The sequence below is a fragment of the Rhodoferax sp. ZS1R25 genome (assembly GCF_056521335.1).
This window is the reverse complement of sequence record NZ_JBWMAZ010000006.1, coordinates 18013-37324: the sequence shown is the minus strand read 5'-3', so window position 1 is coordinate 37324 and position 19312 is coordinate 18013. Positions and strand designations below refer to the sequence as shown.

Sequence of the window (19312 nt, the reverse complement as noted above, 5' to 3'; positions counted from 1 at the left end):
CCCCGCAGATATTGCGCAAGCAGCTATGAAATAAGTAGCAAATGGACGGGCGTAGCAACGCCTGGCGCCAGCGGTCCGGCGCCGGCCTCAGGCGTGGGCGATGGCTTCGAAGGTGCGGGTGCTGGTCCGGCGGCTGGGGGGCGCGTTGCGGGCCTCGGGGGCGGCCGCCTGGTTGCGGCGTTCTTCGCTGGGGGAATGGCCGAACAGGCTGCGGTAGGCCTTGCAGAAATGCGATGCCGACTGAAAACCGCAGGCCACAGTGACCTGCATGATGGGCATGCTGCTGTGGGTCAGCAACTCCTGCGCACGGCGCAGGCGCAGGTTCATGTAGTACTGCGCCGGGTTCATGCTGAAGTAGCGGTGGAACAGCCGCTCCAGCTGGCGCAGCGACACGTGGATGACGGCAGCCAGCTCGGCCAGCGGCAGAGGTTCTTCGATATTGGCCGCCATGATCTCGGCGGCCTCGGTCAGATGCTGGTAGCCCGGGCCAATGCACTCGGGCTGGGGAATGCGCTGGCGGTCGTTGCTGGCGCGCAGGCGCTCCACAATGAACTGCTCGGAAATGTCCATCACCAGCTTGGCGCCGTGGTGCGCGCGCACCAGGTGCAGCATGAGGTGCAGGGGCGCGGTGCCCCCCGAACAGGTGTAGCGGTCGCGGTCCAGCACAAACACTTCGGTGGAGAACTGCACGCGGGGAAACTCTTCGCTGATGGCGGCCAGGTTCTCCCAGTGGATGGCGCATTTGTAGCCGTCCAGCAACCCAGCACTGGCCAGTGCAAACGAGCCGGTGCACAAGGAACCCATGGCCGCACCGCTGGCCGCACACTGGTGCAGCAGCTGGCGCACTTTGTCGTCGGTGTTGGCGCGGATATTGACGCCGCCGCACACAAACACCATGTCGCAGCCCGACAGCGTCTCGGCGCCACAGCCCGAGGCCATGCACAGCCCATTGCTGGCCACTGCGCCAGCCTGGTCGGTGCTGACCACCGACCAGCGGTACAGCGTGCTGCGGCTGATGTAGTTGGCCATGCGCAGGGTTTCGATGGCATTGGCGAACGCGATCATCGAGTAGTCCGGCATCAGGATGAAGCCAACGTGCGTGGGCGCGCCATCAGCGCGCGATGCATTCGCGCCCTGGGCTGCGGCCGAGTTCATGTCCTGGGGTGTCCGTTGCACGTGATGCTCCTGCTCCTGATCCGCTTTTGTTCTTAGCTGTCGTGGCTCTGGCGTGCCACACCGAAGCTCTCGGTGATGCGGTCCAGAATAATAGCCAGCAAAACAACAGCAAGACCACTCTCAAACCCTAAGCCAATGTCCAGGCGTTGGATGCTGGCCAGCACGTCGTTGCCCAGCCCGCCGGCCCCCACCATGGAGGCAATGATCACCATGGACAGCGCCATCATGATGGTCTGGTTCACACCGGCCATGATGGTCGGCAGGGCGATCGGCAGCTGCACCTTGAAGAGCAGCTGGGCCGAGGTGCAGCCAAAGGCGTTGCCAGCCTCCACCTGTTCGGAACTCACCTGGCGAATGCCCAGGCTGGTCAGGCGCACCACGGGCGGCATGGCGAAGATCACGGTGGCAATCGTGCCCGGCACGCGCCCAAGCCCAAACAGCATGGCTGCGGGAATCAGGTACACAAAGGCGGGCATGGTTTGCATGAAGTCCAAAACAGGGCGAACGCTGGCGTTGACATGGTTGTTGCGGGCACACCAGATGCCCAGCGGAATCCCAAACAGCAAGCTGATCAGGGTGGCGGACAGGGTCAGCGCCAAGGTCACCATGGTCTGCGGCCAGAAGCCGGTCACCACAATCAGCATCAAAGCCAAAGCAACAAACAGGCCAAAGCCCCAGCCCAGCCGCCTGATGCCCACATAGGTGGCCACCACGATGACCAGCCAGAAGGGAATTGCGAGCAAACCCTGCTCGATGGACTGGGCAAACCCCTCCACCACGACCCCCACGGAGTCGAACACCGATGCACCGTTATCGAGCAGCACCTTCACACCGGCGTTCACCCACTGCCCCAGCGGCAGCATGTCGTGCGAGGCTTCGGTCACTGTGGTCAAGAGATCAGACATGGCGGGCTTCCTGGGACATTTTGACAAGCAGGCTGCGCGCAGAGATGCAGCCCAGTAGGTGGTCCGCGGCGTCAAACACGCCCACGGGTTCGTCCAGGCCCATGACCAGTTTCATGGCGTCCGGCAAGGGGGTGGACCAGGACAGGCGTGGCCCGCCGTGGTACGAGTGGCCGTTGAGGCTGCTGTCGAGCAGGTCGGCGGCGGTGAGGTAGCGCGACGTATCCACGCCTTCAAAGAACCTGCGCACATAGGCGTTGGCCGGCTGCGTGATGATCTGGTGCGCCGTGCCTTCTTGCACCAGCTGGCCGCCTTCCATGATGGCGATGCGGTTGCCGATGCGCAGGGCTTCTTCCAGGTCGTGCGAGACAAACAGGATGGTGCGTTTCTGCTCGCGCTGCAGCTCCAGCATCAGGGTCTGCATCTCCACGCGCTTGAGCGGGTCCAGCGCCGAGAAGGCCTCGTCCATCAACAGAATGTCGGGGTCCACGGCCAGCGCGCGGGCCAGGCCGACTCGCTGCTGCATGCCACCGGAGAGCTGGTGCGGGTACTTGGCGGCATAGGTGTGCAGGCCCACCTGGGCCAGTACCTCCATGGCGCGCTTCTCGCGCTCCTTGCGGTCGGTGCCTGCCATCTCTAGGCCGAAGGCGGCGTTGTCCAACACGCTGCGGTGTGGCATCAGTGCGAAGGACTGGAACACCATGGCCACGCGTTTGCGCCGCCATTTGACCAACTCTGGTTGTGGCAGGCGGGCAATGTTTTGCCCGTCAATGATGATCATGCCGTCGGTGGGTTCGACCAGGCGGTTGATGAGCCGTATCAGCGTGGACTTGCCGGACCCCGACAGTCCCATCAGCACATAGATCTCGCCCTGGTTGACGTCGAAGCTGACGCGGTTGACGCCGACGACATGCCCCGTCTTGGCGAACACCTCATCCTTGCTGAAGCCTTCGTTCAACATGTTCTGCGCCGCCGCAGTGTTGTTGCCGAAGATTTTGTAAAGGTTCTTGACACTGATTTTCAGATCCGACATGGAGGTCTCCAAAGTTCATCGCGTGATGACAAAAAGCGCTGATGGGGTAAGCAAGGGGCGAGCCAGTTAGGCCTGGGCTTGGGATGGTTTTTTCGGGGGCGAAGCCGCGCGCAGCAAGGCTTTTGCGCCAAACCTGGCGCAAAGACTGCAGCTGAAAAAAGGGAGTGCATGGGGCGGTTCATCGGCGGTTGGGACATGCACTCCGTCGGGGTCAGCGGTCCAGCGCCACGTCGCCCAAGGGTTTGGAGCAGCAGGGCAGCATCCAGCCTTGGTCAATTTCCCGCTGGCGGATGCCGCCTGCGTGGTGCATCTGCACCTTGCCGGACAGGCTCAGCGACTTGCAGGTACCGCAGGCCCCGCTGCTGCACGACGATGGCAGGCGCACGCCGGCCGCAAATGCGGCCTGCAGAATGGTCTGGTCTTCTGCGCAGGTGAAACTTTGTGCGGTCTTCTTCAGTGTGATGGTGTGCAGCACCGCGCCACCGGCTGTGGCGTGTGCTGGCTCTGGGGTGGCAGCTGCAGACGCTACGGTCTCTTCAAACGAGAAGCTTTCCTGGCGGTAGCGCGCCATGTCAAAGCCAGCCTGGCCCAGCAAGGTGCGTACCGCGCCCATGAATGGTGCCGGTCCGCAGGTGTACACATCGCGCTGCATAAAGTCGGGCGCAATGTGCGCCAGGCGTGCGGCATCCATGCGCCCCAGGTGGCCTGCGTAACTGCTGCCCGCGGTGTGCTGCTCACAGACGATGGCCACGCGGAACTTCGGCATGTTGCGCGCCATCAGTGTCAGTTCTTCGGCAAACAGCACATCGGCCGGCGTGCGTGCGCAGTGCACAAACACCACATCGGCGTCGCTGCCCAGGTCGTGCAGCGCACGTGCCATGGACATCAGCGGTGTGATGCCGCTGCCGCCCGACATCAGCAGGTAGTGCTTGGCGCGCGGCGGAAAGCAGCTGAAGTCGCCGGACGGGCCCATCACGCCCAGTGCCATGCCCACGCGCAGGTGGTCGTGCAGCCAGTTGGACACCACGCCGCCGGGCACGCGCTTGACCGTGATGCTGACCACGTCTGGCCGCGTAGGCGACGACGACAGCGTGTAGCAACGGTTGATTTTTTGCCCCGCAATCACCAGCTCCAGGGTGATGAACTGGCCGGGCAGGTAGCGAAAGCTGCGTGGCGCATCGGCCGCCAGCACGAAGGTTTTGACATCGTGTGTTTCCTGGCGGATGTGGATGCAGCGCAGGGTCTCGTCCCGGTCCGAAGACCAGGGCTGGGACGGCGCGCCGGCAAAGTCAGGCAAGTGGGCGGGAAAGCTCATGCGGTGGTATGGGGCAATCGGTCAGTGAAAGGGAGGCGGGAGGATCAGCGGGTCAGCTCGCGCATGCGGCCCACGTACCAGTTGCAGAACTTCTCGACCAGCCCTTCGGTGAAGGGCGAGTAGGGGCCGGGCTCGTACGCACCGCTGGCGATGCCGATCTGCGACTCTTCCACCAGGCGGCGGTCCTGCGCGTTCGTAGCATTCCACACGGCCGTCAGGTTGTCTACGGTGTAATCCACGCCCTCCACCGCGTCCTTGTGCACACACCAGGTGGTGCGCACCAGCGTCTTGCCAGCGGAGATGGGTAGCACCGAGAAGCTCACGATGTGGTCGCTCATGAAGTGGTGCCACGAGTTGGGTTGCGCCCAAAACGACAGGCCACCCAATGCCGGGTCCACAAAATCGGCCAGCAATTTTTTGGACGCCACTTCGGTGTTCATGGTCTGCGACTGGCCCGCACGGTCAATCGGCAGGCGCTGGGTGCGAAAGCCGGTGACGCGGTTGTCCAGGTTGTCGATTTCGGCCGAGGGCAGGCCCATGCCCTCCCAGCGCGCATGGTTGGCCGCGGTGATGTCTTTGAAGCGCTGCAGACCTGCGGCGTTGTGGGCGTCGGGTTGGTAGCCAAAGCCGTATTCGTAGAGGGAGATCGTCAGCTCCGGGTGGTTGCTCACGCAGTGGTAGCACTCGCGGTTGTTCTCGATGGTGAGCTTCCAGTTGCAGTCTTCGATGATGTCGATCTGGGCTGCCACCTTGCAGTCGGCCAGGCGGTGCGGCGCGATGTAGGGCGTCATCTCCGCGGCCATTTGTTCAAAGTCTTCGGGCGGGTTCTCGGCCAGACAAATGAAGATCAGCCCGCCCATGCTGCGCACGTGCACGGTCTTGAGGCCGGAGCCAGAGGGGTCGAAATCATCGCCCATGTGCTTGGCGTGGATCAGCTTGCCGCTCAGGTCATAGGTCCACTGGTGGTAAGGGCAGACGATGTTGCCCACCGAACCACTTTGGCTGGCGCACAGCCGGGATCCGCGGTGGCGACAGACGTTGTGGAAGGCTTTGACCTGCATGTCGTCATCGCGCACGATGAGGATGGAGTTCTTGCCAAAGTCCACCGTGATGTAGTCGCCAGCTTCCGGTATCTGCGGCTCCACCGCGACAAATATCCAGTGTTTGCCAAAGATGTGTTCCAGGTCGGCCGCCAGAATGGTCTCGCTCAGGTAGAACGGGGCCTCCAGGCTGTAGCCGGGGCGGCGGCGTGCCAGTAACTCGCGGGTCAACAGGGTGTGTGCGGAAATGGTGGTTTGCATGGTGTCTCTTGTACCTTCCCTAGAAATTGACGAGTGCATGGCGGCGCAGGTAGTCCAACAGGACCTGCGCTTTGTGTTCGGGGCTGCCGGTGCTGACCACGGTGCCGCCGCCAGCCGGCGAATCGATCGCGCCCAGCATGCGGGCATGGCCGCTCTGTGTCACCTTGGCTTGCAGCACGGCGCGGCGTTTGCTGCGGGGTACCAGCGTACTGGTATTGGCAGAGGCCTGTGCCGTTGCGCCGGCGGCGGTGCGAAAAATACGTCCCGCTGTTTTGTCTGCCAGCGCGTAGCGCACCGTAGCCGGTGCCGCCTCGCTGATGGCCAGCACCGCAGGGGCCGTCACCTTCAGGCGGCGACGTGCACCTTTGGGCAGCGCCTGGGTCACGATCCAGTGCGTGCCGTGGTCTTCGATTGCCACCACCTGGGTGACCACCGGGCGGCCCAGGGCGGCCCCCAGCTGGAAGGGCAACAGGTTGCCGCCAGCCTCCTCCGCGCTGCGGGTGCCGGTCAACACCCAGGGCACTTCCGTCAGAGGCAGCAGCAGCGCTGCACATACATCCGCGTCGGTGGCAATCACTTCGATGGAGCGTGCGCCTTGGGCCAGGTAGTCGCGGGCCACGTCGTCAGTCAGAGAACCGGCACTGAGCAGCTGCACGTCCCCCCCCGGCATGCCCAGCGCCACCGCAACGGCTTTGGCATCGGCAGGGCTGCGGGCGGGCTTGCCACTCACGGGGTGCTGTCTGGCGGCTACCAACACGGTCATGCGGCTCATGCTGGCTCCTTGCCTTGGCGCACCAGTTGCAGCAGGGCCTGCATCAGCGCGGCACTGTCTTCGACCAGCGTAAGGTCGGCGCGTTTGGTCATGGGGGCAGAGGCGTCGGTGTTCACGGCAATCACATGGCGGCAATCCTTGATGCCTTGCAAGTGTTGTACCGCGCCCGAAATACCCAGCGCGAGGTAGGTCGACGCCGTCACCGTCTTGCCGGTCGCCCCCACTTGCTGTGCGCGGGTGAAGCGGCCATCGTCCACCGCCACGCGGGATGCCCCTACGGCCGCGCCGAGGCTGCGGGCCAATTCATGGAACAGGGCCACGTTCTGCACCCCGTTGCCAGCTGCGGCGATGAAGTCCGCCTCTTCCAGCGCCAGGGACTGTGGGTCGCCGACCTGCACGCCCAGCTCTTCAACTTGGGGGTGGGCCATGCCCACCCATGCCGGGGCCGCCGCTGCCTGGCCCAGGCCCACAAACGGCAACTGGGTAGAGGCGACTCCCTTGCCCAGCAGCAGGACGGCGGTATGGGGCTGCACGCGGTCGTGGGTGGGACTGATTGGTGTGCGTGTCTCGCGTGCGTTGATCTCTGCCACGCCACAGCTGGCCGGTAAGCCGCTGGCGGCAGCGAAGCGGCGGCCCAGCTCGCCATCGGCGGTGTGGTCGGCAAAGAACCAATGGCGCACCGCCAGCGGGGTGTGCAGCGCCTGCAGCCAGGCGACGGTGGCCTCGGGTTGGTAGTGGCTGGCGTCAAAGTCCGTTGCGCACAGCACGCGGTCGGCACCCAACGCCGCCGCATCGTCCTTGCAGGGGCCCAGGGCCAGCAGCACCACTTCGGTTGCGGCATCGGCCAGGTTGGCAGCGGCGGCCAGCGTCTGGCGCGCGCCATCGCCCAAGGCACCGCGTTCGGTGTGGGTGACCACCACATGGGCATGGCTGAATGGGCCTTGGCTGCGCACGGGCTTCGGGGCGTCGTGCACGGTGTGCAAGCGCGCGGCACCGCGCTCGCCTTCGGTGCTGCCCAACACAATGCGGCGTAGCCCCTGGGGCGTAATGATGGCGGGGCGGCGCGGGTCCACCCGGCGGATGGGTTGCGCAGGCGTTGTGGTGTTCATACGGCCTCCACGGCGTGGGCCACGAGTTCTGCAATGTCGCGCACCTCGGGGCGTGGGCCCACCACGCCTTCGAGCATGGCCGTGCATTGCGGGCAGGCCACGGCCACGACGGCGGCGCCAGTGGCTTTGGCGTCTGCCATGCGGATATCGGGGATGCGGGTGCTGCCGGGGATGTCGGTGAATGGCGCACCACCACCGCCGCCGCAGCAGCGGCCACGGACCCCATGGCGTTCCATCTCCACAACCTTGATGCCGATGCCCTTGAGCACGGCGCGGGGGGCGTCTACCTCTTGGCCGTAGCGACCCAGGTAGCAGGGGTCGTGGTAGGTCAGGCTGTCCACGCCGGCGCCGCGGGTGGCTTTCAGGCTGCCCTTGGCCATCAGCTCGGCCAGCAACTGGGTGTGGTGCAGCACCGTGAAGTGGCCACCCAGTGCGGGGTATTCGTTTTTGAGCAGGTGGAACAGGTGCGGGTCCGCGGTCACGATGCCTTTGAAACTGCGCGCCTGCAGCGTGGCCATGAGCTGCCGGGCCAGGCGCTGGAAGCCGGCTTCGTCGCCCAGGCGGCGGGCCAGGTCGCCCCCGTCGGTTTCTGCAGCGCCCAGCAGGGCGATCTTCAGGCCGGCCTTTTGCAGCGTCTTGATGAAGGCGCGCAGGGTGCGCTGGTAGCGCATGTCAAAACCCCCTTCGCCCACCAGCACCAGCCAGTCGGTGGAGTCGCCGGCTGCTAGCACCGGCACGTTGAGGTCTGCCGCCCAGTGGTGGCGCGCGCTCAAGGGAAAGCCACCCACGGTGTCTGTGTCGCGCAGGTTGTCCAGCGCTTCGTTGCCCTTGTTGGGTACCACACCGCCCACCAGGGTCATGTGGCGGCGCATGTCGACGATGCTGTCCACATGCTCGATCAGCATGGGGCATTCCTGCACACAGGCGCGGCAGGTGGTGCAGGACCACAGGGTGTCGCTGCTGATCAGGCCACCCACGATGGGTAGGTGGGGTGCGCCGCTGTGTTCACCAACTATCTGGCCGGGGTAAGGGCTGCCGGCATAGGCAGCATCGGTGCTACCACTCATGCCCACCACCAGGTCCTGGATCAGCTTCTTGGGGTTGAGTGGCTGGCCCGCAGCGAAGGCGGGACATGCGGCCTCGCACTTGCCGCATTGCACGCAGGCATCGAACGACAGCAGCTTGTTCCAGGCAAAGTCGGCGGGCTTGCCCACACCCATGTCATCGGCCGTCAGGGTGAGCGGGCGCAGGGCGGTGGCAAAGCGTTTTTCCGCCGGCGTGCCAAAGCGTTCGGGCCGCGGGTGCAAGCCCAGGTGCAGCAAACCGGCCACCGCGTGTTTCATGGGGCCGCCCAGGCCGATGCCCAGCGCCAGCTCGGCGGCACCCGCGGCGAAGGCCAGGCTGATGAGGCCCGCCAGCCAGGGGGCGAGCGCGGTGCCGGTAAGGGCCACCGCGGAGGCGAGGCTGACGGCCACGGCAAACAGCAGCAGGCTGAAAGGCAGGCGGCTCCAGGGGCCGCGCGAGAGGCGGGCCGGTGCCGCGCGGCGGCGCCAGGCCATGGCGCTGGCGCCGGCCACCATCAGCACACCCGCGAACAGCAGCGCGCCATCCAGCACCCGCAGGTACAGGCCCAAGCCGTAGTTCAAAGCGATGAGGGCCAGTGCCAGGATGGCACCCCCAGCCACCCCCACGTGGGCCCGGGCAACGAAGGGCTCGCGCGCCACCACATCGTGCAGGTCGACAAAGTAGCGCTTCGGAATTTGTAGCAGTCCGCGCATATCCACCGGGGGCTTGCGGCCCTTTTTCCATAGAAGTGCGCGGCGCGCCAGGCCCCAGCCCAGCGCCAGGACTGCCAACCAGAAAACCGTGCTGACGAGCTGGGGCAGCATCTCAGAAGTCCTTGCACAGACGCAGCGCGTCGTAAATGGCGGCGTGGATGTTGTGCATGGAAATGCAGTCGCCTACGCGGTAGAGCAAGAACTGGCCGTTGCCGGTAGGTTGGCTCAGCGCCGGTTGGGGCAGGGCGTCAAACAGCGCGTCCAGGTCGGTCTGCCCCTTGTTCAGCGACAGGGGTTTGAGCTGCCAGTAGAGGCCGTCGTTCGGCAGGATGCCGTTTTCCACCACCACCTGGTCCACGGCGCGCTCTTCCAGCACTTCGGTGTACTCGTTCTTCAGCACCGCGATCAGTTTGTCGCCTTCGCGGTACACCTTTTCCAGCCAGTGGTTGGGCGTCTGGATGACGCCGTTGGCGTAGAGCTGGCGGTAGAAGATGGGGAAGGTGGTGCCACCGGTGTCGTCGGCCACCTTCACATCGGGCGTGACGATCTCTACCTGCTTGCCGCGTGCGGCGATGAAGTCGGCCACACCGGTGCCGGCGTGGGTGCTGATGCTGTCGTACACCAACACGTTCTCGCCGGGTTGTACGGCGCCGCTCAGGATGTCCCAGCCGCTCACGCACAGGCCTTCGGCCGCGCCCCAGGCCGGCGTTTGCCCCGTGTGGGGCACGCCACCGGTGGCCAGCACTACGATGTCGGGGGCCTCGGCCTGGATCATTTCGGCCGTGGCCGCCACACCCAGGCGGCGGTCCACGCCCAGGCGCACGGTCTCCATGTCAAACCAGCGGATGATGCCGGCCATCTGTTCACGCTTGGGAGGCTTGGCCGCCAGGTTCACCTGGCCGCCCACCAGCGGGTTTTTCTCGAACAGCACCACGTCGTGGCCGCGCTCGCGGGCCACGCGGGCCGCTTCCAGCCCGGCCGGGCCCGCGCCCACCACCACCACCTTGCGGCGTGGGCCGGTGGTCTTGGCGATCACATGGGGCATGGTCTGCTCCCGGCTGGTGGCGGCGTTTTGCACGCACAGCACATCCAGGCCGTTGTACTGGCGGTCGATGCAGTAGTTGGCGCCCACGCATTGCTTGATCTGGTCTTCCTTGCCGTCGCGGATCTTGATGACCATGTGCGGGTCGGCGATCTGCGCCCGGGTCATGCCTACCATGTCCACCATGCCGGTGGCCAGGATACGCTCGGCCTGCGAGGCGTCGCGAATGCTCTGCGCATGCATGACCGGCACCTTGGACACGGACTTGATGCCGGCGGCCAGGTGCACAAAGGGCTCGGGCGGCAGCGCCATGGGCGGCATGCAGTTGGCCAGGGTGTTGTGGGTGTCAGCACCAGAACCGACCACGCTCAGGAAGTCGATCAGGCCGGACTCGCTCATGCCTTGGGCAATGTCCTTGGCCATGTCGTGGCTGATGCCGTCTTCATGGAATTCGTCGCCGCACATGCGTAGCCCGACGCAGAAGTCGGCCCCTACCTGTTCGCGGATGGACTGCAGTACCTCCATGCCAAAGCGCATGCGGTTTTCCAGGCTGCCACCGTATTCGTCGGTGCGGTGGTTGACGCGGGGGCTCCAGAACTGGTCGATCAGCTGCTGGTGGGCGGCCGAGATTTCTATGCCGTCCAGGCCCGCGTCTTTGACGCGCTTGGCGGCGCGGCCATAGTCGGCCACGATGCGGCGGATCTCTTCAATCTCGATGGTCTTGGCATTGCCGCGGTGCACCGGCTCGCGAATGCCCGAGGGGCTGACCAGGTGCGGCCAGTCAAAGCCGTGCCAGGCGTTGCGCCGGCCCATGTGGGTGGCCTGGATCATGATCTTGGCGCCATGCTTGTGCATGGCCTCGGCCAGCTTGGCCAGAGAGTCGACCACCGAGCTGTTGGCCAGGTTGATCGAGCTCCACCACGACCAGGGGCTGTCGCGCGACACGGGGCTGGAGCCGCCACAGATGGCCAGGCCTACGCCGCCCTTGGCTTTTTCCTCGTAGTAGCGGATGTAGCGCTCCGACACATGGCCGCCTTCGGCATACACCTCGGCGTGCGCGGTGCTGACGATGCGGTTGCGCACCAGAACCTGGTTCAGACGGATGGGCTCAAACAAGTGCGGGTAACGCATGGCGGGGTGCCTGGCTAGGTGGGTTTACAGGGGGCGGACGGTGAACACGCAGTGCGCATGGCCTTCAGCGGCGCACTGGGTTTCTTCGCTGGTGGTGCGGATGCTGGCGCCGCTGGTCTCCAGCACCCAGTCCATCGCTCCCGAGAACCAACCGGCAAACAGGTAGCAGACCTTGCTGTGGTTCACCGGCACTCCGGCGATGCCTTGGGCCAGCACAAACACCGAGTGCTCCAGCTTCACGGTGGCGTGGCCGGTGCGGGCGTCTGCCGAGGTGAACGAGAACAGGCCCCAGCCGCGCTGGGACAGGCGCTTGAGGTAATGCTCGTACACCGCCATGCCGGATAGGCCATGGGTGGCGGCTTCTTTCTGGCACCAGAAGTAGGCCGAACGGTAGCCGGCCTTATAGAGCGCAGGCGCATACACCTCCCGACCCACCACGGCTTCGGTTTCCACATGGTTGTTGACGAAAAAGTGCCGGGGCACATAGATCATCGGCAGGCCGTCGGTGGTCCAGACGCCGGTGTCTGCGTCAACGTCGATGGGGAGTTGGGGGTGCATGGTCTTACCTCGGTCGCGTCAGTCTTACAGCCAGCCGGAGACGCGGGCTGCGTTGTCGTTCATCCACTTTTCTGCGGCTTCGGCCGGCTTGGAGCCGCCTTCGACGGCCAGCATCACGGCGCCGATTTCTTCGGGCTTCCAGGAGAACTTCTTCAGGAAGGCCACCACCGCAGGCGCCTTGGTGTTCAGGCCGGGGTTGATGACGCTGTCCACATGTTCTTCGGCACCGTAGATGGTTTTGGGGTCGGCCAGGAAGCGCAGCTTGTACTTGGCAAACATCCAGTGCGGGATCCAGCCAGTGACAGCAATCGATTTCTGGGCGCGGTAGGCGCGGTCCAGTTCGGCCACCATGGCAGGGCCGGAGCTGGGCTGCAGACGCATTTCCAGGCCATAGGCCTTGATGGCCTCTTCGGTCTTCTTCATCACGCCGGCGCCGGCATCGATGCCCACGATGCGGTTGTCAAAGTCGGCGCGGAAGGTGTTAAGGTCGGCCAGGCTGGTGGCCTTGACGTAGTCGGGCACGATGAGGCCGATCTTGGCGCCGGGGTAGTTGGCACCAACGATCTGCACCTTGTCCTTGAAGTTGGTCAGGTAGGCCTCGTGCGTCACGGGCAGCCAGGCGGAGAGCGTCATGTCGATGTCGCCGCGGGCCACGCCTTGCCACATGATGCCGGCGGCCAGGGGCACCAGCTCCACGTTCACGCCGAGCTTGCTGCGCATGATGGCGGCTGCCAGGTGGGTGGTGGCTACGCTGTCGGACCAGCCATCGACAAAGCCGATTTTCAGGGTGGGCTTGGCCTGCGCGAGGGCGGCGGTGCCCGACAGGGCCAAGGCGGACAGGCCCAGGGTCTGGGTGAGGAACTCACGGCGTTTGCGGGGAGAGAACGAAACGGTCATAGCGGCTAACTCCTGGTGGGGGTTGGATGGGAAGAATGGAAGCGGAGCGGGGATGGGGTGGCCGGGCGGGTCTGAGGCTTAGGTGCCCCAGACCTGGTCGAAGAATGTCATCCAGTTGGCACCCAGCACCTTGGTGATGCGGGCATCGGACCAGCCGGTTTGCTGCATCGTGGCCGTCAGGTTGGGGAAGTCGCCGATGGTGCGAATGCCTTCGGGATTGATCACCTGACCGAAATTGGTCAGGCGGCGCCAGCGACCTTTGTCATGCGTCAGCATGTCGAAGAACTCATGGCCGTGGCCTTGGGTGAAGTCCGAGCCCAGGCCCACACAGTCTTCGCCAACGATGTTGATGACATAGTCGATCGCCTCGACGTAGTCGTGCACGGTCGAATCATTGCCGCGCTTGAGGAAGGGAGAGAACATGGTCACGCCGATGAAGCCACCGTGGTCGGCGATGAACTTCAGCTCGGCGTCGCTCTTGTTGCGCGGGTGGTCCTTCAGACCCAGGGGCAGGCAGTGGGTGTAAGCCACTGGCTTGGTGGAGGCCAGGATCGCTTCTTCCGAGGTCTTGCTGCCCACGTGCGACAGGTCGACCATGATGCCGACACGGTTCATCTCTGCGATGACCTCGCGACCAAAGCCGGAAAGCCCGCCATCGCGCTCATAGCAGCCGGTGCCCACCAGGTTCTGCGTGTTGTAGCAAAGCTGGACCACGCGCACCCCCATGTCGTGGAAGGCCTCGATATAGCCGAGGTTGTCCTCAAAGGCATGGGCGTTCTGGAAGCCGAGGACGATGCCGGTTTTGCCATCGGCTTTCGCTTGGACGATGTCAGCCGTGTTGCGTGCCAGGGTGACGAGGTCGCTGTTGTCGCGGATCAGCTGTTTCAGCTGGGCGATGTTGTCCACCGTCTTTGGAAAGTCTTCCCACACCGAGACGGTGCAGTTGGCGGCGGCCAAGCCGCCCTTTTTCATGTCCTCAAAGACGCTGCGGTCCAGCTTGGCGATGATGAGGCCGTCGATGACGATGGAGTCCTGGTGCAGGGTGCTCATGGTGCGTGTCCTTTATGCGTACAGAGGGAAACGGGCCGTCAGCGCTTTCACGCGGGCGTAGACCGAGGCCTCCAGGGCGGCATCGCCTTCCGGTTTGGTTTTCAGGCTGTTGAAGACTTCCAGCATCAAGCGGCCCACTTCTTCGAACTCAGCCACGCCGAAGCCGCGGGTGGTGCCGGCAGCGGTGCCGACACGGATGCCGGAGGTGATGGTCGGCTTCTCGTCATCAAACGGGATGCCGTTCTTGTTGCAGGTGATGCCTGCGCGCTCCAGCGCCACTTCGGTGGTGTTGCCCTTCAGGCCTAGGGGGCGCAGGTCGACCAGCAGCAGGTGGTTGTCGGTACCACCGGTCACCAGGTCCAGGCCACCGGCTTTGAGCACCGCGCCCAGCGCCTTTGCGTTGGCCACGACCTGCTGGGTATAGGCCTTGAAGCGGGGCTGCAGGGCCTCGCCAAAGGCCACGGCCTTGGCGGCGATCACATGCATCAGTGGGCCACCCTGGGCGCCGGGGAAGACGGCGGAGTTGATCTTCTTGGCGATCTCGGCGTCATTCGTCAGGATCACACCACCACGCGGGCCGCGCAGAGTTTTGTGGGTGGTGGAGGTGGTGACATGGGCGTGCGGCACCGGGCTGGGGTAGACGCCGGTGGCGACCAGGCCGGCGACGTGGGCCATATCCACCATGAGCAGTGCGCCTACCTTGTCGGCAATCGCGCGGAAGCGCGCCCAGTCAATGGTGCGCGGGTAGGCCGAGAAACCGGCGATGATGAGTTTGGGTTTGTGCTCGACGGCCAGGGCTTCGACTTCGTCGTAGTCGATCAGCGAGTCGGCGCGGCGCACGCCATATTGCACGGCCTTGAACCATTTGCCCGACAGCGCTGGTTTGGCACCGTGGGTCAGGTGGCCGCCGGCGGACAGGGCCATGCCCAGCACCGTGTCGCCGGGCTGCACCAGCGCCAGCATTACCGCGGTGTTGGCCTGTGCGCCGGAGTGGGGCTGCACATTCGCAAACTCAGAGCCGAATAGCTTGCACAAGCGTTCAATGGCGAGTGCCTCCACCACGTCCACATGCTCGCAGCCGCCGTAGTAGCGCTTGCCGGGGTAGCCCTCTGCGTATTTGTTGGTGAGCACCGAGCCCTGTGCTTCCAGCACCGCCTGGGAGACGATGTTCTCGGAGGCGATGAGTTCGATCTGGTCACGCTGGCGTTGCAGTTCGTGGTCCATGGCGGCGGAGACGGCGGGGTCTGCCTCTGCCACACCGGTGGAGAAAAAGTGGTTCATGGGTGTGTCTCGTTCTTATGCGTTGAGCAGGGGGGTGAATACCGGGTCGGCCACCGCGGTCGGTGCGGCGATGCAGGGGTGGTAGGGCTTGGCCGTGCGTTCAATCAATTGCCACAGGTAGCCCGCAAAGCTGCGGCGGAACACCAACAGCACACCGGCGGCGTCGGTGCGCACCACGGTGATCGAACTCTTGGACATCACGGTGCTGGCCACGGTGCCGATGGCTTGGCCCTCGAAGTCGTAGGGGCCGAGCTGGCGCAGCAGGGCCAGGTGCTCGCGGCCGGCCAGGCGCAGGGTGGTGAAGCCACCGCTGTTGTCCACCACCTGGGCGAACAGCCCTTTAAGCGCAGCTGTCAGCGCGGCTAACACGGCATCGCGCCGGCTGCGGGGGCAGACCAGCAGCCATTCGTCGGGCGAAAGCCAGAGCACCGCACCCTCGGCGGTCTGCAGCACCTGGCGCGGCTGCACCGGAACGCTGTGTCCGAGTACAGAGGCCACGCCCTGCATGAAGGCACTGTCATCGGCTTTGCCACGCAGCACGATGTAACCCAGGTGGGCTAGCTCGCTAAAGACCACGCGGTTCAAGGCCGAAGGGGGAACGGCCTGCGCATCGAGCCCGAAGGCGTGCAGAGGGGATTGCAGGGTGGGCTTAGACATTTTGGCGATCACCTTTCACATCCACAAAGACACTGCCCGACACCTTGACCGGTGTGACCTTGCCGTGGGCGTGCACGTGCAGGGTCTGGTCTTTGCGCTCCAGTCCACCGGCCACCACCGCCATGGCGATGGAGCGGCCGAGGAAGGCGCTGTAGTAGCTGGAGGTCACATGGCCCAGCATCTGGTTATTGCCATCGGGCTGCGCCACGGCGCTTTCCATGATTTGGGCGCCCTCAATGAGGACCGCGCTGGGGTCCTCCGGCAGCAGGCCGACCAGTTGCTTGCGACCGGCGCGGGCCGTGTCGCTACGTGCCAGCGAGCGCTTGCCCAGAAAGCTAAAGGGTTTCTTCATGCCTACGGCCCAGGCCATGTCCAGGTCCAGCGGGCTCATGGAGCCGTCGGTGTCCTGGCCGACGATGATGAACCCCTTTTCGGCCCGCAACACGTGCATGGTTTCGGTGCCGTAGGGGGTGATGTCGAACTCGGCGCCGGCGGCCATCACGGCCTCCCACAGCGCGTGGCCGTAGCCGGATTCGACGTTCAGCTCATACGACAGTTCGCCCGAGAAGCTGATGCGGAACACACGGGCCGGCAGGCCACAGACCGTGCCAGCGCGCCAGTCCATGAACTTGAAGTTCTCGGGCGACAGGTCGATGTCCGGGCACAGCTTGGCCAGCACGGCGCGGGCCTTGGGGCCCACCAGTGCCACGGTGGACCAGTGGTCGGTGACCGAGGTCATCCACACCTTGAGTTCTGGCCATTCGGTCTGGTGCCAGCGCTCCAGCCAGTTCAACACGCGGGCGGCACCGCCGGTGGTGGTGGTCATGTAGAACTGGTCAGGCTCGATGCAGGCGGTTACGCCGTCATCCATCACCATGCCGTTTTCATCCAGCATCAGGCCATAGCGGCACTTGCCCACGGCCAGTTGGCTCCAGGCGTTGGAATAAATGCGGTTCAGAAATTCGCGCGCATCCGGACCGTCGATCTGGATCTTGCCCAGGGTGGAGGCGTCCATCACGGCCACGCCGTTGCGGGCAGCCAGGCATTCACGGTTGACGGCGGCATGCAGGTCTTCGCCCGGTTTGGGGAAGTACCAGGGGCGCAGCCATTGGCCCACGGGCTCCAGTGCCGCCTGGCGCGCCACGTGCGACGCATGGATGGCGGTGGTGCGGCTGGGGTCAAAGCACTCTTCGCGCATGGTGCCGGCCAAGGCGCCCAAGCTCACCGGGGTGTAGGCCGGGCGGTAGGTGGTGGTGCCTACCTCGGACACAGGACGCTTGAGCGCGCGGGCCGTGATGACAAAACCGTTGACATTGGAGAGCTTGCCCTGGTCGGTACCAAAGCCCAGTGCGGTGTAGCGCTTGACGTGCTCGATGGAGTGGTAGTTTTCGCGCACGGCCAGTTCGATGTCGGCCGCGCTGACATCATTTTGGTAGTCCACAAAGGCCTTGGCGCCTGCACCTTCCGCTTTGCCGTCGGGCAGGCGGAACATGGGGCGGGCCGCCATGCGCACGGGGCTGGGGCAGGCGGGTACGGTCAATGTGGTGGACTTGCCCAAGACAGACACCACGTCTTGCATGGCGCGGGTGGTTTGGGCCAAGGCGTCCGCCAACTCAAACGTGCCGGTTACTGCGCCCACACAGGCCACACCCTTGCGGCCGGTGCGGGGCACCACGAAGGCGGCGATGGATTCGTCCCACACGGGGCGGCCGCCGTCGTGGCAGAACAGGTGCACCGTGGGCGAGAGGCCGCCAGAGCTGAGCACGGCGTCGCAGGCCAGCGTGGTGCCTGGGCCAGCGGCCTCGTCGCGCTCGGCATGCAGCGGCAACAGGCTCACGCCGCTGACCTCGCCGCGGCCATGGGCCTCGGCAATGCCGTAACCGGCCATGACGGTGTAGCGGTTGCTGCGGGCCTTGGCACCGGCGCGGACATCGGCCACCGTGACATTGGCACCGGCGCTGGCCAGCAGTTCGGCCGCGTCATGCACCAGATCGCTGGTGCCGCACAGCACAATGTTTTTCCCAACCAGCACGCCGTAGCGTTGCAGGAAGGTCTGGCCGGCAGATACCGTCATCACGCCGGGCAGGTCGTTGTTGCCGAACACCAGGGGGCGTTCAATGGCGCCGGTGGCCAGCACCACGTGGTGGGCGCGGATCTTGTGCAGTCGGTGGCGCGGCATGTCTGCATTGCGCTGCGTGGGGGCGAGGTGGTCTTGCACCAGCTCCACGGCCTGCACCAGGTTTTGCTCGTACATACCGAAGGCGGTGGTGCGGGTTAGCACGGTCACGTGCGGCATGTCTTGCAGTGCCGTGCGGACCGCGCGGATGTAGGCCTCGCTGTTGCGCCCGTCAATCTGCGCCGTGGTGTCGGACAGCAGCCAGCCGCCCAGTTCATTTTGCTCATCCAGCAGCAGGGTCTTGAGGCCCGCCTGGCCAGCTTGCCATGCCGCGAGCAGGCCGCAGGCACCGCCGCCCACGACCAGCACATCCACGTGGTGGTGCAGATGGTCGTAGCGTTCGGGGTCGGCCTCGGTAGGCGCGCTGCCAAAGCCCGCGAACTTGCGGATCACCGTTTCATACAACGGCCAGAGTTTGCGAGGCCATTTGAAGGTTTTGCTGTAAAAGCCGGCGGGCATGAAACGCGAGCCCTGGCCCAGCACGGATTTCAAATCGAAATCCAGCGAAGGCCAGCCCGAAGTGGGGTTGGCGACCAGGCCGTCGTACAGCTCGGCCTGGGTGGCTTTGATATTGGGCACGGTGAGTGCGCCGGTACCCAGCTGCACCAAGGCATTGGGTTCTTCGGCGCCCGCGCCGATGATGCCGCGGGGCCTGCCGTACTTGAAGCTGCGGGCCATGCGGCGTACGCCGTTGGCGAGCAAGGCGGAGGCCAGGGTGTCGCCGGGGTGGCCGGTGTAGTCGCGGCCATTGAAGCTGAAGCGGAGGGTTTGCGCGGTGTCGATGCGCGTGCCAGCCAGGGAGACGCGGGTGCCGCTCATGCCTTCACCTCGCGGTCCAGGTCGGCCAGGTACAGGGGCTTGGCCTCGGCCAGGGTCCAGGTGCCGGCAATTTCGTAGGTGGCAGTGTTGCGCTTCACGGCCAGCACCTTGCGGCAAGCGGCGGTGTGTTGCCACTGTTCCCAGAACCAGCCTTTGGGGTTTTTGCGGAAGAACACGTAGTCGCCCCAGGTGGCGTCGTCCACCGCTTCGGGTTGGGCGGGGCGGGGGATATAGGCTTCACCGGCGTAGCTGAACTCTTCTTCGTCCCGCAATTCGCCGCAGTGGGGGCAATGCATTAGAAACATGGTGGTCCTG

General features: G+C 65.0%; 16 protein-coding genes. All 16 read right to left on the bottom strand.

Annotated features, from left to right (window positions below):
- Positions 1-87 precede the first annotated feature (87 nt).
- Positions 88-1176 carry a GlxA family transcriptional regulator gene (locus AC097R_RS21000; RefSeq protein ID WP_479600165.1) on the bottom strand — a complete coding sequence of 363 codons (1089 nt, stop codon included), beginning with the start codon at positions 1174-1176 and terminating at the stop codon, positions 88-90.
- Positions 1177-1208: 32 nt separating this feature from the next.
- On the bottom strand, positions 1209-2081 hold the full coding sequence (locus AC097R_RS20995; RefSeq protein ID WP_479600164.1) for an ABC transporter permease: 873 nt from the start codon (positions 2079-2081) through the stop codon (positions 1209-1211).
- Positions 2074-3111, bottom strand: coding sequence for a quaternary amine ABC transporter ATP-binding protein (locus AC097R_RS20990; RefSeq protein WP_479600163.1), 1038 nt, complete (start codon positions 3109-3111; stop codon positions 2074-2076). The genes AC097R_RS20995 and AC097R_RS20990 overlap by 8 nt, the downstream gene beginning before the upstream one ends.
- Before the next feature lie 211 nt (positions 3112-3322).
- Entirely contained in the window at positions 3323-4426 is a 1104-nt protein-coding gene (locus AC097R_RS20985) for an FAD-binding oxidoreductase (protein WP_479600162.1), read from the bottom strand.
- 44 nt (positions 4427-4470) lie between these two features.
- Positions 4471-5727 (bottom strand): aromatic ring-hydroxylating oxygenase subunit alpha, encoded by a 1257-nt coding sequence (locus AC097R_RS20980; RefSeq protein ID WP_479600161.1) that lies wholly within the window; start codon positions 5725-5727, stop codon positions 4471-4473.
- A gap of 19 nt (positions 5728-5746) precedes the next feature.
- Positions 5747-6499, bottom strand: a complete 753-nt coding sequence (locus AC097R_RS20975; RefSeq protein ID WP_479600160.1) for an adenine nucleotide alpha hydrolase family protein — start codon at positions 6497-6499, stop codon at positions 5747-5749.
- Positions 6496-7608: an electron transfer flavoprotein subunit alpha/FixB family protein gene (locus AC097R_RS20970; RefSeq protein WP_479600159.1), complete on the bottom strand. Its 1113-nt coding sequence runs from the start codon at positions 7606-7608 to the stop codon at positions 6496-6498. The genes AC097R_RS20975 and AC097R_RS20970 overlap by 4 nt, the downstream gene beginning before the upstream one ends.
- Complete coding sequence (locus AC097R_RS20965; RefSeq protein ID WP_479600158.1) at positions 7605-9497, bottom strand: DUF3483 domain-containing protein; 1893 nt, start codon at positions 9495-9497, stop codon at positions 7605-7607. Before AC097R_RS20965 ends, AC097R_RS20970 begins: the two co-directional genes overlap by 4 nt.
- Before the next feature lies 1 nt (position 9498).
- Positions 9499-11559, bottom strand: a complete 2061-nt coding sequence (locus AC097R_RS20960; protein ID WP_479600157.1) for an oxidoreductase — start codon at positions 11557-11559, stop codon at positions 9499-9501.
- A gap of 24 nt (positions 11560-11583) precedes the next feature.
- Positions 11584-12117 carry a DUF5943 domain-containing protein gene (locus AC097R_RS20955; RefSeq protein ID WP_479600156.1) on the bottom strand — a complete coding sequence of 178 codons (534 nt, stop codon included), beginning with the start codon at positions 12115-12117 and terminating at the stop codon, positions 11584-11586.
- A 24-nt stretch (positions 12118-12141) separates the two neighbouring features.
- A complete protein-coding gene (locus tag AC097R_RS20950) occupies positions 12142-13014 on the bottom strand; it encodes a glycine betaine ABC transporter substrate-binding protein (RefSeq protein WP_479600155.1) in 873 nt (290 codons plus the stop codon).
- 78 nt (positions 13015-13092) lie between these two features.
- Positions 13093-14064, bottom strand: a complete 972-nt coding sequence (locus AC097R_RS20945; RefSeq protein ID WP_479600154.1) for a dipeptidase — start codon at positions 14062-14064, stop codon at positions 13093-13095.
- 12 nt (positions 14065-14076) lie between these two features.
- Positions 14077-15345, bottom strand: a complete 1269-nt coding sequence (locus AC097R_RS20940; protein WP_479600153.1) for a serine hydroxymethyltransferase — start codon at positions 15343-15345, stop codon at positions 14077-14079.
- Positions 15346-15360: 15 nt separating this feature from the next.
- Positions 15361-16002: a sarcosine oxidase subunit gamma gene (locus AC097R_RS20935; protein ID WP_479600152.1), complete on the bottom strand. Its 642-nt coding sequence runs from the start codon at positions 16000-16002 to the stop codon at positions 15361-15363.
- Positions 15995-18997: a sarcosine oxidase subunit alpha family protein gene (locus tag AC097R_RS20930; RefSeq protein ID WP_479600151.1), complete on the bottom strand. Its 3003-nt coding sequence runs from the start codon at positions 18995-18997 to the stop codon at positions 15995-15997. The genes AC097R_RS20935 and AC097R_RS20930 overlap by 8 nt, the downstream gene beginning before the upstream one ends.
- The gene (locus AC097R_RS20925) at positions 18994-19302 is read right to left on the bottom strand and encodes a sarcosine oxidase subunit delta (RefSeq protein WP_479600150.1); all 309 of its coding nucleotides are present in this window, start codon (positions 19300-19302) and stop codon (positions 18994-18996) included. The genes AC097R_RS20930 and AC097R_RS20925 overlap by 4 nt, the downstream gene beginning before the upstream one ends.
- Between the last annotated feature and the right edge of the window lie 10 nt (positions 19303-19312).